At 46.9% G+C, this 16,216-nt stretch carries 15 protein-coding genes; 2 read left to right on the forward strand and 13 right to left on the reverse strand.

Annotated elements, in window-relative coordinates; genetic code table 11:
* From ganP to lutR, 4 genes are all read right to left on the reverse strand, one after another.
* Nucleotides 1-1,257: an arabinogalactan oligomer ABC transporter permease GanP gene (gene ganP / locus MHH79_RS17580; RefSeq protein ID WP_181220152.1), complete on the reverse strand. Its 1,257-nt coding sequence runs from the start codon at nt 1,255-1,257 to the stop codon at nt 1-3.
* Between the two features lie 39 nt (nt 1,258-1,296).
* Nucleotides 1,297-2,562 carry an arabinogalactan oligomer ABC transporter substrate-binding protein GanS gene (gene ganS, locus MHH79_RS17585; protein WP_340034766.1) on the reverse strand — a complete coding sequence of 422 codons (1,266 nt, stop codon included), beginning with the start codon at nt 2,560-2,562 and terminating at the stop codon, nt 1,297-1,299.
* 135 nt (nt 2,563-2,697) lie between these two features.
* Nucleotides 2,698-3,696 carry a galactan degradation operon transcriptional regulator GanR gene (ganR, locus tag MHH79_RS17590; protein ID WP_340034767.1) on the reverse strand — a complete coding sequence of 333 codons (999 nt, stop codon included), beginning with the start codon at nt 3,694-3,696 and terminating at the stop codon, nt 2,698-2,700.
* Between the two features lie 181 nt (nt 3,697-3,877).
* Nucleotides 3,878-4,600 carry an L-lactate utilization/bacilysin biosynthesis transcriptional regulator LutR gene (gene lutR / locus MHH79_RS17595; protein ID WP_285840515.1) on the reverse strand — a complete coding sequence of 241 codons (723 nt, stop codon included), beginning with the start codon at nt 4,598-4,600 and terminating at the stop codon, nt 3,878-3,880.
* A 227-nt stretch (nt 4,601-4,827) separates the two neighbouring features.
* Between lutR and lutP the strand changes: the two genes are divergently transcribed.
* A complete protein-coding gene (gene lutP / locus MHH79_RS17600; RefSeq protein WP_015384690.1) occupies nt 4,828-6,519 on the forward strand; it encodes an L-lactate permease LutP in 1,692 nt (563 codons plus the stop codon).
* A 26-nt stretch (nt 6,520-6,545) separates the two neighbouring features.
* On the opposite strand, the gene rpoN is transcribed toward lutP, so the two are convergent.
* Nucleotides 6,546-7,856: an RNA polymerase factor sigma-54 gene (rpoN, locus tag MHH79_RS17605; RefSeq protein WP_251217528.1), complete on the reverse strand. Its 1,311-nt coding sequence runs from the start codon at nt 7,854-7,856 to the stop codon at nt 6,546-6,548.
* Between the two features lie 78 nt (nt 7,857-7,934).
* Between rpoN and yvfG the strand changes: the two genes are divergently transcribed.
* Nucleotides 7,935-8,153: a protein YvfG gene (gene yvfG / locus MHH79_RS17610; protein ID WP_003219905.1), complete on the forward strand. Its 219-nt coding sequence runs from the start codon at nt 7,935-7,937 to the stop codon at nt 8,151-8,153.
* A 9-nt stretch (nt 8,154-8,162) separates the two neighbouring features.
* Here the strand turns inward: yvfG and MHH79_RS17615 are convergent, their stop codons facing one another.
* The 8 genes from MHH79_RS17615 to MHH79_RS17650 are packed head-to-tail and all read right to left on the reverse strand — an operon-like array spanning nt 8,163 to nt 16,193.
* Nucleotides 8,163-9,131 carry a polysaccharide pyruvyl transferase family protein gene (locus tag MHH79_RS17615; RefSeq protein ID WP_100505841.1) on the reverse strand — a complete coding sequence of 323 codons (969 nt, stop codon included), beginning with the start codon at nt 9,129-9,131 and terminating at the stop codon, nt 8,163-8,165.
* Nucleotides 9,110-10,276, reverse strand: a complete 1,167-nt coding sequence (locus tag MHH79_RS17620; RefSeq protein ID WP_015483719.1) for an aminotransferase class I/II-fold pyridoxal phosphate-dependent enzyme — start codon at nt 10,274-10,276, stop codon at nt 9,110-9,112. Before MHH79_RS17620 ends, MHH79_RS17615 begins: the two co-directional genes overlap by 22 nt.
* A 4-nt stretch (nt 10,277-10,280) precedes the next feature.
* Nucleotides 10,281-10,931, reverse strand: coding sequence for an acetyltransferase (locus MHH79_RS17625; RefSeq protein ID WP_015384694.1), 651 nt, complete (start codon nt 10,929-10,931; stop codon nt 10,281-10,283).
* A complete protein-coding gene (locus MHH79_RS17630) occupies nt 10,928-11,536 on the reverse strand; it encodes a sugar transferase (protein WP_047183222.1) in 609 nt (202 codons plus the stop codon). The genes MHH79_RS17625 and MHH79_RS17630 overlap by 4 nt, the downstream gene beginning before the upstream one ends.
* Complete coding sequence (locus tag MHH79_RS17635) at nt 11,533-13,050, reverse strand: MATE family efflux transporter (protein WP_322839835.1); 1,518 nt, start codon at nt 13,048-13,050, stop codon at nt 11,533-11,535. Before MHH79_RS17635 ends, MHH79_RS17630 begins: the two co-directional genes overlap by 4 nt.
* Complete coding sequence (locus MHH79_RS17640) at nt 13,047-14,081, reverse strand: glycosyltransferase (RefSeq protein WP_251217526.1); 1,035 nt, start codon at nt 14,079-14,081, stop codon at nt 13,047-13,049. Before MHH79_RS17640 ends, MHH79_RS17635 begins: the two co-directional genes overlap by 4 nt.
* Nucleotides 14,078-15,154, reverse strand: a complete 1,077-nt coding sequence (locus MHH79_RS17645) for a polysaccharide pyruvyl transferase family protein (RefSeq protein ID WP_063334691.1) — start codon at nt 15,152-15,154, stop codon at nt 14,078-14,080. Before MHH79_RS17645 ends, MHH79_RS17640 begins: the two co-directional genes overlap by 4 nt.
* 4 nt (nt 15,155-15,158) lie before the next feature.
* Nucleotides 15,159-16,193: a glycosyltransferase family 2 protein gene (locus MHH79_RS17650; RefSeq protein ID WP_063334692.1), complete on the reverse strand. Its 1,035-nt coding sequence runs from the start codon at nt 16,191-16,193 to the stop codon at nt 15,159-15,161.
* Nucleotides 16,194-16,216 lie beyond the last annotated feature (23 nt).

The raw sequence follows: 16,216 nt of genomic DNA on the forward strand, positions 1-16,216 counted from the left end.
TTATGCCTCCTCTTTAAAAGATTTTGTCTTTCTGAACTGCCACAATGCGATGGAGATAACAAATACAGATAATAAAATGGTTAAAGCCGCAGCAAGTGAATATTGGCTTGACTGCATTGTCAATTTATAAATCCATGAAACGAGGATATCTGTCCCGCCGGCTGTTGATCCGGTTACAGCCGGACCTCCGCCATTGAATAGATAGATAATATTAAAGTTATTAAAATTAAACGTAAACTGGGTAATGATAATCGGAGCCATTGCAATGAACACCATCGGAAGCGTGATGTATCTCAGCTTTGAAAAGACAGAAGCGCCATCTATTGTAGCTGCTTCATACAGATCGTCCGGGATGGATTGCAATACGCCTGTTGAGACGAGAAAGATGTACGGAAACCCAAGCCAGCCCTGCATGAGAATCAACGCAAGCCTCGACCAATTGGCATCTGTCATCCACGGAAGCGGATCTATCCCGAAGAAAGCCAAGATGTCGTGATTCATCGCACCGAAGCTATCATTAAACAGTCCCGCAAAAATTAAAATCGTCACAAAACCGGGAACGGCCCATGGCAAAATCAGAATCGTCCGGAAAAAACGTTTAAACCGAAGGTCTTTCTGGTTAACAATGATCGCGAGAAAAATCCCCAAGCTGACTTGCAGTGTGGATGCAGCAAGTGTCCAAACCACCGTCCAAGCCAGTACATCAAAAAAAGTCGACCTCCAAATATCAACTGTGAAAATATTTGCGAACGTTTGAAAACCGACCCAATCAATTAATTTTGCAGGAGGAGAATGATACAAATCATAGTTTGTAAACGCTAATGCAAAGCTGAATAAGATAGGAAAGATCACGGCGAAAATTAAAATAATCAAAGATGGGCCGCTGACGACATATGGATAGCCCTCAGAAATGATATGCTGGTATTGTTCCTTTAAGGAACTTAATGGCTTGTTTTCATCACGCTGTTTTCCGCTTTGGAACGCATCGCGAAGATTCACGTAATACACCGCAAGGCCAAAGCAGGTCACGATGACAGCAATAATCCCTTCCGCCAGCAGAAAAACGGAATTATCCCGCGGCACTTCTGTTCCCAGTGTAAAGATTCCCCAAAACCCCATATTGAGCAGATCTCCAAAGACCGCAAAAAACGATGCGCCTAAGAAAAGAAAGACAATACCTTTTATCCATTGCTTGTTATAAAATTGCCCGAGTCCCGGAATGATAGAAAGCAACAAAGCGACTTGACGATGCTGCACCGTTTTCACCTCTCTTACAATACAAATCTAGCTTTCTCTTTATTTTCCGCTGTGCTTTGCCTTAATTTGTCCTTTGGCCGTTTCAGCTGCTTGGTCCAATGCTTGTTTCGGATCTGCCTTCCCTGTTGCAACCGTCTGTAATGCTGAATCAGCCGGCGTCCATATTTCATTCATTTCCGGAATATTTGGTGTTGGCTCTGAGAAACGGGATTGTTCAGTAACAGCCCGTGCCGCCTCGCTTTTCATAATAGCCGGGTCATTTGCTAGGGATTTCACAGCAGGAACTTCTTTCGTTTCTTCATATCGTGTTTTAGAATTTTTTTCATTTGCCAGGAAAACGGCTAATTCTTGCGCCAGCTCTTCATTCTTTGTAAATGCACTGACGTTGTAGCTTTTGACGCCGATAAAGGAGCTCATGTTTTTCCCATTTTCCAGCTTCGGCAGTTTCGTAATGCCATAATTGATTCCTGCTTTCGAAAAAGCTTCTACATTCCATGGACCAGAAATAATTGCGGCGGCTTTTCCTTCTGTGAACAGCGATTCCAATACGTTAATCCCTTGTTCTCCAATAATGCCAGCCGGGAACAGGCCATCTTTGTAAAACTTCTGAATCAGCGCCGCACCTTTGACAGCTCCTTCATTATTGATTCCAATGTCTGACGGGTTATAGCTCCCATCTTTGGCCTTTCCAAAAATGTATCCGCCATATCCGCTCATCACACTTTCTGCATAATAAATTTGATCGAATAGGGCTAAAAAGCCAAATTTGCTGGCATCAGCAGTCTTTTTGGAATAGCCGTACCACTCTTCCAGCGTTTTGGGCAATTCCTTTTCTGTGATGAGATCTTTGTTGTAAAAAAGCACAGTCGTTTCGACCGCTTTTGGCAGTCCATAAAGCTTTTGATCTACCATTTGAGACTGAATGGAAGCGTCAGAATAAAGTGATTGAACGTCTTTTTTGACATGTAATTCCTTGAGTAATCCTTCCGTGACAGCGGTTCCGATTTGGTCCCCTGGCATTGTTAACACGTCAGGGCCTGTGCCGGCCGGTCCGTCCATTCGCAAATCTTCAATCTGCTTGGCATACGGTTTTTCAACGACTTTTACCTTCACATCATGCTCTTTTTCAAACGCAGCAACGGCGTCTTTAATGCCGATGCTCTTTTCTTTATCCTCCCATACAACAAGCTCTGACCCTTTTGAACTCGATTTGGCGCTGCTGCTTTCCTTTGGGCCGCAAGCCGCCAAGGATAAACTGACAGCTGCGCAGAGCATGAATACGGAACACTTTTTTGCCATTTTCATTGATTGTCACCCTTTCGGTAGGAATGAAAGCGCTTTAAAGATAATATAGCACGCCCGAGAAAATGTGTAAACAAACTATTTACCTCTTTGAGTAAATTTTTTTACCTAAATAAAAAATGACTTAGTTGTCCTAAGTCATCCTTCATTCATACTCTTCCTGACGATTAATTCCGCGCCCACATATAATGTTTTTACCGTTCTTCTCTTGTCCTGCACTTGTTCAAGCAGTAATTGAACAGCATTTTTACATAATTCATGTATATCAATATGAAACGTCGTCAGAGGAGGCGAGACATACTTCGCGAAGCTGATGTTGTTGATACTCACAATGCTTACCCTGTTTGGTATGGCAATCCCTTTTTCGTTCAGGGCTTGCAGACAGCCCACTGCAATCGGGTCCGCTGCAATCATAAAAGCAGTCGGAAGCTGATCACCTAATGTGTCGATCGCTGCTGACATCAGGCGGTAGCCGTTTTCTACAGAGAATCCGCGATGACAGAAAATATAGCGCTCGTCCAGCATGGCTTTTTCCCTCATATAGGATCTGAAGGTTTGTTCACGGATGTCCATTTCATCCTGATTGGTATTCGGATTTTTGTATGTGCCGCCGATAAAACCGATGCTCTTATGCCCCTTCTCAGTCAGGATGTTTACCGTCTTCCTTGTCATTTGTGCCAAATCGGGCCTTACCGAGTCAAAATGATCGGGGTCAGGAGCTGAATCGATGAACACGCCATTTTCAGTGAGATTTCTGAGGAAAGCCAGCTCTTCATCTGAAAATGTGCCAACGGCAATAAACCCTTCCGTATGTTCAGGAATGCGCTCGATTCCATCCGCTATTTTATAAGTGGTCATATCGACATTGAATGCTTTCGCCAGTTTCTCTACTTCTAATCTCATCGTTTTAAAATAGACATCTTCTAATTCTTCTTTATCTGTCAGCCAATATAAAAACGCAATATGTTTCACCAGCGGCCTTACTGTTTTTTTGCGGTAATTGAGCTTTTCCGCCGCTTCATAGATTTTCTCCCGTGTCTCATCAGGAACAGAGAGGCTTTCATCGTTATTTAAAACGCGGGAAACGGTTGAGATTGAAAATCCCGCTTCCTGCGCGATATCTTTAATTGTCGCCATTGCATCTGCCTCCATTATTCAGCTCGCATTGATTTAGTAAAATATTTTACTTTCTTTTTCACAAATGTCAAGTGCACAAAGCTCTCTGGCTGCCTCATGTAAAAAGACTGAACCATTTGCGGCTCAGTCTCAGTTGTTCGTATCATTCGGAACCGGCGGAATTGCCCGGGAAATGAGTTGATTATTGCACATTTTCCTCGAAATATCCCGAAAGCACATCTTCCACATTCGTCAAATGCGCCAGCATGGCGGCTTCCGCCTGTGCACCGTTCCCTGCAGCCACAGCATTGTAAATCCGTTCGTGCTCCTCATACAGCCGCTGAACGGAGGTCTTCTTGGAAAACAGCCAGATTTTCCTCGTTTCCCTCATTGTTTCCAGCAGCAATGATGACACGTGATTCATCAAGTGTTTAAGAAGTTCATTTTGAGAAGCGTCCGCAAGCGCAAGATGAAATGCAAAGTCTGCTTTCTCTCCCAGCTCCCCGTCCGCTTCAATGCTGCCCATTGCCTTTAGTGCATCCTGAATTCTTTCGAGATCTGCTTCTGTCCTTTTTTCAGCCGCTAGTGAAGCCACGCCGATTTCAAGCAGTTTTCTGACCTCGAGCAGCTGCTTGACGTCCTCTTTTTTCATCAGAAGGGCGGCTGAGAGCGGCTGAGAAATTTGATTGAGCTCAAATTCCTTCAGATACGTGCCTTCTCCCTGTTTCATTTCGACAAGCCCCATCGCCTTTAGCGCAGAAAGTGCTTCGCGAACCGCTGAACGGCTGACTTGAAAGCTCTCAGCAAGCGCCTGAACAGAGTCCAGTTTATCCCCCGGCTTCAATTCGCCGTTTTTGATCATATCTAATAGTGCATCCGCTACTTCTTCATATATTTTTTTTGTTTTAATCTGTTTGTATTTCAATGCAATTCACCCCGTAACTTGTAGGTCTGGCTGTTTACGATCTATTATACTCTGTTTTGTGGGCCGCCAAAAGATTTTGACTATTTTGTCAAAAAGTCTTGTACTTTGATTTTTTTCAAAATATAATGCTAGGTAACTGGTCTTATTACCCAGTCATCAGATGATCATATCATCTATAGAAACCGCTTACATATGGCGCCAGTTTATGTTTCAAGGAGGGGTTTGGGATGCAATGGACACAGGCATATACGCCTATAGGGGGAAATTTGCTATTATCAGCGCTTGCCGCACTTGTACCGATTATTTTCTTTTTTTGGGCACTCGCGATTAAACGGATGAAGGGGTATACAGCAGGCTTGGCCACATTGGGGATCGCCCTTATCATTGCTGTATTGGTTTATCGGATGCCGGCGGAAAAAGCGCTGATGTCCGCGACACAAGGAGCCGTATACGGATTGTTGCCGATCGGCTGGATCATTGTGACGTCTGTTTTTTTGTATAAAATCACTGTGAAAACGGGACAGTTTGATATCATTCGCAGCTCTGTTCTCTCGATTACTGATGACCGACGGCTTCAAGCTCTCTTGATCGCTTTTTCATTCGGGGCTTTTTTAGAAGGGGCAGCAGGCTTTGGAGCGCCGGTCGCCATTTCTGCCGCGCTGCTGGTCGGTCTCGGCTTTAATCCTCTTTATGCTGCGGGGATCTGTTTGATCGCCAATACGGCGCCGGTTGCCTTTGGGGCGATTGGGATTCCAATTACAGCCGTAGAAGGGCCGACAGGGATTCCGGCGATGGAGATTTCGCAAATGGTCGGGCGGCAGCTGCCGTTTTTATCCGTATTTATTCCTCTTTATTTAATCATCATCATGAGCGGGTTCAGGAAAGCCTTGGAGATCTGGCCGGCGATTCTCGTATCCGGTGTTTCCTTTGCTGTTGTTCAATATCTCAGTTCCAATTTTTTAGGGCCTGAGCTGCCCGATGTTTTGTCAGCTCTTGTTTCAATGGCTGCGCTTGCTGTGTTTTTGAAATGGTGGAAGCCGAAAACAACATTCCGGTTTGCCGGTGAACAAGAGTCGGCCGCCTCAATTGAAACGGCGCGCACAAATCCGGCAGCGCCTGCATACAGCGGCGGACAGATTTTTAAGGCTTGGTCGCCATTTCTGCTGCTGACGGCGATGATTTCCGTATGGGGCATTCCATCTGTCAAATCTGCACTGACCGGGCATTATGAAGGCTCTGCGGTGTTCTTGAAATGGCTGAATGCTGTTGGAGAAAAACTGACTTTTGCCCCCGGTGTGCCTTTTTTGAACAATCAGATTGTCAATGCTGACGGTACGCCGATTGAGGCGGTTTACAAGCTTGAGGTGCTTGGTTCGGCCGGCACCGCGATATTGATTGCCGCAGTGCTGTCAAAGTTCATCACGGCGATTTCGTGGAAAGACTGGGGAGCCGTTTTTAAAGAAACAGTCCAGGAATTGAAGCTTCCGATTTTGACCATCGCTTCTGTCGTTGGTTTTGCCTATGTCACCAACTCCTCGGGAATGAGCACGACACTCGGGATGACACTCGCGCTGACAGGTTCGATGTTTACCTTCTTTTCGCCCGTTCTCGGCTGGCTCGGCGTCTTCATTACCGGCTCGGATACTTCCGCCAACCTGCTGTTCGGCAACCTGCAGAAAGTCACCGCATTATCAGTCGGCATGGACCCCGTTCTGTCTGTGGCCGCCAATTCTTCAGGCGGTGTCACAGGAAAAATGATTTCACCGCAGTCGATAGCGGTGGCGTGCGCCGCCGTAGGACTCGCCGGAAAGGAGTCAGATCTTTTCCGCTTTACCATTAAACACAGTCTGTTTTTGCTGCTGCTCGTTTGTATCATCACCTTTTTGCAGCATCACGTATTCAGCTGGATGATTCCTTAAAAAAATCCTCCCGTCTAGGGAGGATTTTATTTATATCGCTTTCTCGCTGCCGATGACGGAATATTCATTTGATCGCGATATTTTGCCACGGTGCGTCTCGAGATTTGGATGCCGTGTTGTTCATACAGCAAATCGACAAGCTTTTGATCTGAAAGCGGTTTTGTTTTGTCCTCTTGATTGATCAGGTCTTCAAGATGCATTTTGACTGCATAATTCGACGCATCTCCATCACCTGAAGCCTCGGCTTTTGCTGAGAAAAAGAGTTTCATCTCAAACAGCCCGTAAGGCGTTTGTATTGTTTTCCCTTTAATGGCCCGGCTCACAGTTGATTCATGAAGGCTTAGACAGTCCGCCACCTCTCTGAGAGTCAGCGGCTTCATTCCGCTTCGCCCTTTCATAAAGAAATCCTTTTGGCGTGTGATCAGTTCATTGATAATTCTCGTGATTGTCTGTTTTCGCTGCCGCAGCGCGCGGCTCAGCCAGCGCCACTCCTGATATTTCGCAGATAAATAGGAGACAGTATCCTGACAAGAGCCGGATGATAAAAGCGTTCTGTACTGCGGATGCAAATCGATCTCGGGAAACGAGCGGGTATTCAGTTCCGCTGCGATGTGCCCGTTTTTTACGGTGATAAAAATGTCAGGCTCAATATACACATCTTGCTCTGGCCGGGCAAACAGAAGGCCAGGTCTAGGATGAAGAGCCGCGATATCATCTGAGATATCTTGAATGGTATGAAGCGGAATTCCTGTCTCTGCTGAAAGCGCTTTCCATTTTTTTTGCGCAAAAGCATCAAAATGAGCTGAAACCAGCATTTCCGCTTGTTCATTTCTGTTCGGCAGCCGCTGTAATTGAAGAAGGATGCATTCCTGCAAAGATCTCGCGCCGATTCCAGCCGGTTCTAATGACTGGAGTTTTGCCAAAACAGCCTCCGCTTCCTTGGCCGATACAGATAGGCGCCGTGCTGCCTCCTCCACATCTTCTTCCAAGTATCCGTTTGAATCAAGCGAATGAATCAGATAATTAAAAATCTTTTTTTCAGTGTTTGTCAGATTCATATCGAGTGACTGCTGTTTTAACGCATCCTGCAATGTTTTTTGCGGATCACTTAATTGAAGGCCCGCTTCCTGTGCATTCATCCTGTTTTTATTTGTTTTATGGTAAGATAGTGGCGGTGTGTCTGTTTCCTTTCGTTCAATAAGAGGGTTTTCCAGTGAGAGCTCATCAATGTACTCGGCGAGTTCTGCCGAATGATAGCCAAGCAGCGTGATGGCCTGCCTGAGCTCCTGTGTCAGTTGAGGCTTTAATACTTGTACTTGCTGAAGTTTCATATCCATCTTGCTCACTCCCCTTTCTTCATTGTACATGATTGAGATCACACCGTATACATTTATGAAAAAGGAGCTGCCAAAGAAATGTCTGAACTTTTTTCCGTCCCTTATTTTATTGAGAATTTAAAACAGCATATTGAAATGAATCAGTCTGAGGATAAAATCCACGCGATGAACAGCTACTACCGTTCCGTCGTCTCAACGCTCGTGCAAGACCAGCTGACGAAAAACGCGGTCGTCTTAAAGCGAATTCAGCATTTAGATGAAGCATACAACAAAGTCAAACGTGGAGAATCAAAATAAACCTTCCGCTCACATGTGAGCAGGAAGGTTTTCCTTCTTTGAGGCGTTCTGGATGAGCCGGGTGCTTGGCACTCCTTCCATCCAGGTATGAAAATAATTGGCGTTTTTCCCATAGGAATTATCAATGACCGTATTTTCTTTTTGAAGAAGAGAGGACAAGATGTGTCCGTGCAGCCTTGACGTTTCCACCGATTCGTAACGGCTGAAGAACCGAATCGCTTTTTGGACGATATAATCCGAGTATTTTTCCCATATAAACGCGATCGGCAGAGGGTTGCCCGCTTTTTTGTTCAGGACGTTCAGCGTTTGGAGAAAAGCGATCGTCCGGCGGTCTGAAGCTGACAGGACCGTGCGCCAGTCGTAGCTTTCCGCTTCTGCGTGTTCCTGGAGCGCCTGGTTTGCTTCATGATCTGTTCGGATAAATCTCAGCTTTTGATTGGACGGCTGCTGCGTGGGAACGACGGGAAACAGCTGATGAGCCATATCAGGCAGAAGCTGAATGTGATTTCTTGTAAAATAAGCCTGCGCCGTAGCATAGGAGGCTTTTTCCCTTGTCATGATGTGAAGGTTCGCATGCTTAGAAAATATCTCTGCCGTCCGTTTGAGGTTGTCTTTGTTTTGAAAATAAATCGATTGCGGCAGGATCACAATTTTGTGGTTCGGATAGGTTTGGACGATTTTCTCTCTAAAGCCTTGATAATACGGATACAGATCCCCGAAGTTTCCGCCTCCCTGGCAGACGATGATGAGATTAGGATCCAGCTTTCGCCCGACTGGAAAATTGTCAGGATTCCAGCGTTTTCTGACCCGAATCCCGTATTCTTTAAAGAAGGCTTCTGTTCCTTTCATAATAAATAAATCCCCTACATTCCCATATAGAGGATAGTCAGCATATATAATCTCTGATTGTTTCGGAATGACGTCGAGCAGCCCGGACAGTTTCTGTTTCAGGCCGATCATCGAATGCTTGCTGTCCATTTCTTCACCTCGGCAGTTTGGAATAAGTGCAGTAGCACATCAATGACCCGGTCTTGCTCATCTTCTGTCATATTTGACCCTGAAGGGAGACAGATTCCCCGCTTGAACAAATCTTCGCATACGCTTCCTGTATCTTCATGAGAATAAAATAAAGCCGGATCGAACAGCGGCTGGGTATGGAGCGGCTTCCACAGCGGGCGGGCTTCAATGTTTTCTTCAGCAAGACGATGAACTACGTCATATGGGCTGAGCCCGTTATCAAGTGTGAGCGTGGTGAGCCAGCGATTGGATACGCCGGCTGCGTACTCCGGCATAAAGCGGACGCCGTCTATGAGACCAAGCGCATTTTTGTATCTCGTGAAAATGGTCCTTCTTTTCTCCACACGCTCATCCAGCACCTCAAGCTGGGCAATGCCGACGCCGGCTAAGATATTGCTTAGCCTGTAATTATGTCCCATTTCACTGTGCTGATAATGAACAGCCGGCTCTCGTGCCTGCGAAGCGAGAAATCTTGCTTTTTCAATTGCTGCTTCATCATTTGAAACGAGCATCCCTCCCCCTGATGTGGTAATGATTTTGTTCCCGTTAAATGAAAAAATGCCGAAGCGCCCGAAAGTTCCGCTTTGCTTCCCTTTATAGACTGTACCCAGAGATTCGGCTGCATCCTCAATGACAGGAACTCCGTATGCATCACACAGGCTTACGATTTCATCCATTTTCGCACTCTGCCCATATAGATTGACGGCAATAACCGCTTTTGGCAGTGTTCCGTTTCTTTTCGCTTCCTCCAATGCTCTTTCAAGGGCTGTCGGCGACATATTCCACGTATCAGGCTCAGAATCAATAAAGACGGGCACCGCTTTTTCATATAAAATCGGATTGGCGGTTGCTACAAATGTGAAGGACTGGCAAAACACGCTGTCACCTTCTTTTACCTCAAGTAAACGCAGCGCGAGATGAATCGCCGCCGTTCCTGAGCTGACCGCAGCTGCTGCTTTTACACTGACTCGTTCTGCCAGCTGTTCTTCAAATGAATTCACGAGCGGCCCAAGCGGCGCAATCCAGTTTGAGCGAAAGGCTTCTGAAATATAGTGCTGCTCCCTGCCGCTCATATGAGGGGGGGATAAGTAGATTTTTTTATGCATAGAATCATCCTTTGTTTGATGTTTGAATGGAAGAAATGATGCGTGCCGGTGCACCGGCCGCCGTTACCCTGTCCGGTATGGAACGGATCACCGCGGAGCCGGCGCCGACAATGCTCCAAGCCCCGATTGTAAGCTGCGGTATGACGGATGCACCGGTTCCGACGTGAGCGCCTTCCTGAACGGAAACCGCTCCTGACAGCGTGACACGCGGGGACAGATGAACGTAATCGCTGATTTGATTGTCGTGCTCTGCCACTGCACCCGTATTGATGATGCAATGAGCGCCGATGTGCGCATCCGCCTGAATGATCGCGCCCGCCATAATCACTGTCCCTTCCCCAATGACAGCCGACCTGCTGACGATGGCTGACGGGTGAATCAATGTAATAAAATCATCCTTTTTCAGTCCCAGTCGCTCCGCCAGCTGTTTTCTGACACTGTTATTCCCAACAGCAATCAGAAACAGCACATCAGGAATGAGCCTGCGCAGTTCAGTAACGGCTTCCGGCGGTCCTGTGTACCATTCTTTTCCGCCTTCGAACGTTTTGAATTTATCATCCAGCACCGCGGCTAAGCGCGTATCTGAGCGGACGTCTATCAGCTCTCTAATCACCTTTCCGTGTCCGCCGTCACCCACAATGGCCACGTTTTTCATGAGGACACATCTCCGCTTCCGGTAAACCGTTCCGCGGTCACATGATTGGTTTGCTGAATCCCTTCTGAAACAAGGACCTTTCGCACCGTCAAACATAAAATTTTCAAATCGAGAAAAAATGACCGGTTGTCAACGTACCAAACATCTAATTCAAATTTCTTTTCCCAGGAAATCGCGTTTCTGCCATTGATTTGCGCCCAGCCTGTGATACCCGGCTTCACCTCATGGCGCCGTGCCTGTTTTTCTGTATAAAGAGGCAGATAGTCCATCAAAAGCGGCCGCGGCCCGACAAGGCTAAGATCGCCCTTCAGGACATTCAGGAGCTGCGGAAGCTCATCAATGCTCAGCTTTCTGATCAGCCTGCCCGTTTTCGTCAGCCGGACTTCATCGGGCAGCAGATTTCCCTCACTGTCCCGTTCATCCGTCATTGTCCGGAACTTGTATAGGGTGAACGGTTTGCCGTTCAGGCCTGGCCTTACTTGCTTAAAGAAGACAGGTGATCCTATTTTCAGCCTGACAACGGCGATGGTGAACAGAATGATCACACTCGTACAGCACAACAAAAAAATGGCGGCCGTCAGATCAAAAAGTCGTTTCAGGATCAAAGATTCACAGCTCCTTTCGTTTTTCGAAACCGTTTTAATACCAGCTGTCTTTCCTCTTTTGTACAAACGAGCATAAAAGCGAAAACAGCGTAACAAAAGCTGACTGTCACTCCCGTCGCTATCAGTGACGGCCAGCCGTCAATCTTCACAACGAACTGAATTGCCTTACAGACCGTCCAGGCAAATACAGCGGCTGAAAGAGGCCCGATTATGCCTTTAAAGAACACGTGCTTTTTGTAGCCTGTAATGCGGGATACGTAAAGCGGCGTAAAGATGGCATTTTTTAAAATAAGAGAAATGGCCCCTGCCAATGTTATGCCGTACAGACCGAGATGAGCCGGCCCGCTCAGCGTGACCGCCAGCACCACATTCACCGCACCTAACAGCAGGGTAACAATTGCCGGTGTTTTTTGTTGATTAAAAGCGGTCCATATATAAAACAGCGGCATAAAGGCGAGGCTGACAACCAAGTATCCGGCATGAATAAATAAAAGCGGTGCTATCGACGAAAAGGACGGTCCGAGCCAGATTGTCAGAAAAGGACCCGCCAATCCGCCCAATAAGGCAGCAGGAAGTGCAAGCAAAAGACCATTAAGCCTTACTGCCTTATTTGCGTAATTCATCAATCCTTCCATATCGCCTTTTGAATAATATGAAGTCATGATAGGCGCAAACAGGGATGCGACCGTTCCGGCCAAGCTGCGCAAAAGCAGCGGAAACTGGATAATCGCCGCGTATTTCCCGGAGGCGGACGCCCCCAGCATCAAATTGGCGGTTAACAGATCAATCTGCAAAAAAAGCAGGACGCCGATTTGATTGACGGAGCTCCATGCGCCCGCTTGAAACAGCTCCTTGCTAGTGCGGAATGAAAGATCCTTCATACGAAACGAAAACCACGGAATCAGCTTTTTGAAGAAATAGAAAGACAGCACAGACGCAATAACAGCACCAGCTAAAGCTGCAAGCTGAATCTGCCAGATTTTCGGCGCAAAGCATGCAAACAGGAGCAGCACAGACAGCACCCGTATAAGCATTTGCACCGCCTGAATGGAACTGGTGATATAAAGGCGGTTGGCATAAAATGGTGCAGCGCCGAAGCCGGCCATCAGAAATGTTAAAATAAACAGCACACTGCCGATCAAAATCGACAAACGCACATCTGCCAAAAGCGCTTGCGGCACATTCATGACGCGGTCAATAAAAAAAGCCGAACCCGCAAGCGGCAGCAAGAGCAGCAATGAAATCAAAACAGAGGCCGCTAAATAATTGCTGATATACGCATTTGCTTTCTCCCGCTCTCCCCTGTGGGCAGCAACAGAAAAGAACCGAACGACAACCGAGCTGAGCGCCACGGTGATAACCGAAAAGTAATTAATCACATTTTGTGTCAAGTGAACAAAGCCAAACGCTTCCACACCGAGCGTTTTGACAATAAAAGGCGTCATCCAAACCGACAGGAAAACGGACAAGAGAAAAGCCGTGAGATTAGCGCTGAAATTTATCGTGAATTTCATGCCTGCTTCGCACTGCCTTTCATTGTCCCCCGCTGCTCGAAAAACAGCTTGATGAGAAAAGTGAGCCGCCATTTACACAGTGCTAATACCAAACGCTCTCCTCTTAATAATTTCTCATGCTGAAACGGTGTATGTCTGACAGCCTGCCGCACCATGTCATAGGATAAAATCTGTCTGATCTTCTTTTTGATGTCTCTCGACGAATTCGGAGAAGCACAGGCATTTGCCAAAAGCATTGGAAGCTGGTGCCTGCAAATGTACACATTCAAATCTTCTTTGCATGCGCCTGCTAAGCCGTAGTGATTGTAGAATGCGATTTTAGCCTGATATTGTTTTTGAAGATGTTCATCCATCGCCGGCTTATAAGGAATTTCTGTCAGGCTGTTCGGGTTTTCACGATAAATGTAAAATCCTTCATCAAGCATTTTTACCCGCTCCGCTTCGCAAAAAGCGGACAAATTGAAGGGAGAGTCTTCAGCAAAACGGATGTCTTCATCAAACATCAGATTCGCCCTATCAAAAAGCTCACGGCGGTAAAGATAACGCCATACATACCAGATAAATCTCGTTTCGTGAGCATGTTTAAGCTGTTCAGTCATTTCTCGTTTTGTCAGCACGCGGTTTGCCTCAAGCTGCGGCGGCACATATGTCCGCCTGTCCGATGACTGCTTGTAAAAACCGCATCCGACGATGTCGAGCCGATTTTGCTCCGCTTCTTCAGCCAGCCTCTGGAACATGGCGGAAGATACATAATCGTCTCCGTCTACAAAGCCGATGTAAGTGCCCCGCGCGGCCTTTATTCCCGTATTTCGCGCTGAACTAAGCCCGCCGTTTGCCTGATGAATGACCCGGATTCTCGCATCCCGTTTTGCATAGTCCTCTGCAATTTCGCCTGAACGATCCGGTGTTCCGTCATTCACGAGGATGATTTCAATATCAGAAAGCGTTTGACGAAGCAAAGAATCAATGCACTCTTCTATAAATGGTTCAACATTATACATCGGGACAATAATGCTGACGAGCGGGGTCATTGCGCTTCACCGCTGATTTTGTCACGCAGACCTTTAAAATACACATCTCTCGGAAAGCCTGCACGGGGTGTTTCTTTTGTTAAAAGCTCATTGACTGCGGCTGTTACGCGCTCTGGCTCCGGATGTTCTATCAGCTTCATGAACGGGATGTCTTTAAGCCATTGATAGCCCTCCATTACCTTATGGTCAAAGGAGCGAATGACAACACACGGCGTTCCTGTCAGCGCGCAAAAAATCATGCCATGAAGCCTGTCAGTGACGACGGCTTCTGCGCTTTGTAGCTTAGACCACAGCGCTTCAAGTTCTTGTTCGCGTGTATCGCGGCTGACCCGGCGCCCGATCGTTGTCGTAAAGGATTTGATCTCGCCGAATTCCTCACATAGCGCAGCCTTGACCCGGTTCCTCTGGTCCTCCTGAAGCACGCTTTCCTGATCCTCGCGCAAACACATATAAACCCCTTCGCGTTCTGCGGGGGCCTTGCTTCTGTCTAAATACAGCACCATGTCCGGCTGCTTCAAAACTGTTTTTTCTTGAAAATGCTGTTTCATAAATTGATACGTTGTTTCATCCCGCGCCATCAGCAACAAGCCGGGGTGCGCATTATAAATTTTCTGTGCCCGTTTCAGCTCTTTGCGCCCTTTTTTCGTGTCAGAAAAATGGGCCGTTGCCGGAAGCTGGACAACCCGATAGTCACGGAATGTGTTAATGATGAAGCGGCGCGTCCACTCCTCATAACGGTATAAATCCCCCATGTTTCCGCCGCCGATGATAAAGACCATATCCTCCGGATGGCGCGAGCGGATCAGGCTTTTTGCTGATTTGTAAATGTCCTTCATATCGACCTCGACGATGTCAAAGTCCGGGTATTCCTGCTCAAGAAATGCCTTGCTGGCATAAGCAATTGCATGATCTCCCAAATTGTCATGGGACGGCAGCAGGGTCAGTATGATTTTTTTCTGATGTGCTGCGGCCTTTACCGGCTGATCTGCCGCTCCCAGCCAATATTGGGACGGGTATTTGACCTTTAGCAGCAGCCATTCTGCAAAATTGATTTTCAACGATTGTAACGACATGTCCTCACCCTCTGTTTCTCATTTTGTACTCGATCACCCGCTGATACACAGCCGATGCCATAGCGACGAACGGAATCATTCTGTATTTCGCCATCAGAAGCAGGCATGACCGTTTTGCGTCAAAAGGAGCAGTACCCGTTTTTGAAAGACTTTCTTGAAACACCGGGTCCGCGCATATCACGCCAACATTTCTAAGCTTTTCAAACAGCCGGCGGCTGCCGCTCGTTTTCCATTCATTCAGCATACAGATGCTGCTGTGAAGAACGATAAAGGTATCAAGCTCCTTGCGATACTCCTCCAGTTTGTTGTTCTCCTGTAAAAACGCCGCATTCGCCTCATACAGCGCAAGTCCTGATTCAAACAATTTTTTCTGATAGCGCTGCACAATGGAGGAAAGGTGAATTCGGTAATGATAGAGCGGCGTTTTTACGTAGGATACTGAGCGGGCGAAAAAATGAGCCCTGAAGCTGAAAAACTGATCCTCGACATGCTCCAGCTCGCCTCGGAGCGGAAACGATAGCCGATGGGCTTCAATCATGCTTCTTCTGTACAGTTTGTTCCATGAAAACCCTCTGACCTTCCCTTCGAATAACGCCTTGATATAGTGCTCCTTCGGCTGATCCTGATAGGTTTGGGCAATGTCTGAGTCCATGGTTTTGCCAGTGTCCTCAAACTCTGCGGCGTAATTGCAAATGACCAGATCAGTTTCATCGCCTGCTGCTCGGAGCATCTGCTCGCAATAATCAGGTTCGATCCAATCGTCTGAATCGATAAACGCGATAAATTCGCCGCGTGCTGCCTCAATGCCTTTATTCCGAACCGCACCGAGACCCTGGTTCTCTTGATGAATCACCTTGAACCTGTTGTCCATATTGGCGTATTCTTCTGCGATATCCGGGCTGGCGTCTGCTGAACCGTCATTAACAATGATGATTTCTATATTGTCCACTGTCTGGTTCCGCAGTGATTCGAGACACGTTCTGATATATGTTTCTGTGTTATAAACAGCGACTAACAGACTAACCGCAGGTGTTTCCATAATGACCGGCTCCTCTTGCATAA

Source organism: Bacillus sp. FSL K6-0993 (assembly GCF_037977205.1).
GTDB lineage: Bacteria > Bacillota > Bacilli > Bacillales > Bacillaceae > Bacillus > Bacillus subtilis.

What these genes read in the sequence shown, in the direction of transcription:
- yvfG (WP_003219905.1), top strand. Translation starts at nt 7,935, where the DNA reads ATGTCTGAACTTTTTTCCGTCCCTTATTTTATTGAGAATTTAAAACAG.
- ganR (WP_340034767.1), bottom strand. Translation starts at nt 3,696, where the DNA reads ATGGCGACAATTAAAGATATCGCGCAGGAAGCGGGATTTTCAATCTCA.
- MHH79_RS17635 (WP_322839835.1), bottom strand. Translation starts at nt 13,050, where the DNA reads ATGAAATTCACGATAAATTTCAGCGCTAATCTCACGGCTTTTCTCTTG.
- ganS (WP_340034766.1), bottom strand. Translation starts at nt 2,562, where the DNA reads ATGAAAATGGCAAAAAAGTGTTCCGTATTCATGCTCTGCGCAGCTGTC.
- MHH79_RS17620 (WP_015483719.1), bottom strand. Translation starts at nt 10,276, where the DNA reads ATGCATAAAAAAATCTACTTATCCCCCCCTCATATGAGCGGCAGGGAG.
- MHH79_RS17625 (WP_015384694.1), bottom strand. Translation starts at nt 10,931, where the DNA reads ATGAAAAACGTGGCCATTGTGGGTGACGGCGGACACGGAAAGGTGATT.
- lutP (WP_015384690.1), top strand. Translation starts at nt 4,828, where the DNA reads ATGCAATGGACACAGGCATATACGCCTATAGGGGGAAATTTGCTATTA.
- MHH79_RS17645 (WP_063334691.1), bottom strand. Translation starts at nt 15,154, where the DNA reads ATGTCGTTACAATCGTTGAAAATCAATTTTGCAGAATGGCTGCTGCTA.
- rpoN (WP_251217528.1), bottom strand. Translation starts at nt 7,856, where the DNA reads ATGGATATGAAACTTCAGCAAGTACAAGTATTAAAGCCTCAACTGACA.
- MHH79_RS17650 (WP_063334692.1), bottom strand. Translation starts at nt 16,193, where the DNA reads ATGGAAACACCTGCGGTTAGTCTGTTAGTCGCTGTTTATAACACAGAA.
- MHH79_RS17615 (WP_100505841.1), bottom strand. Translation starts at nt 9,131, where the DNA reads ATGGACAGCAAGCATTCGATGATCGGCCTGAAACAGAAACTGTCCGGG.
- MHH79_RS17640 (WP_251217526.1), bottom strand. Translation starts at nt 14,081, where the DNA reads ATGACCCCGCTCGTCAGCATTATTGTCCCGATGTATAATGTTGAACCA.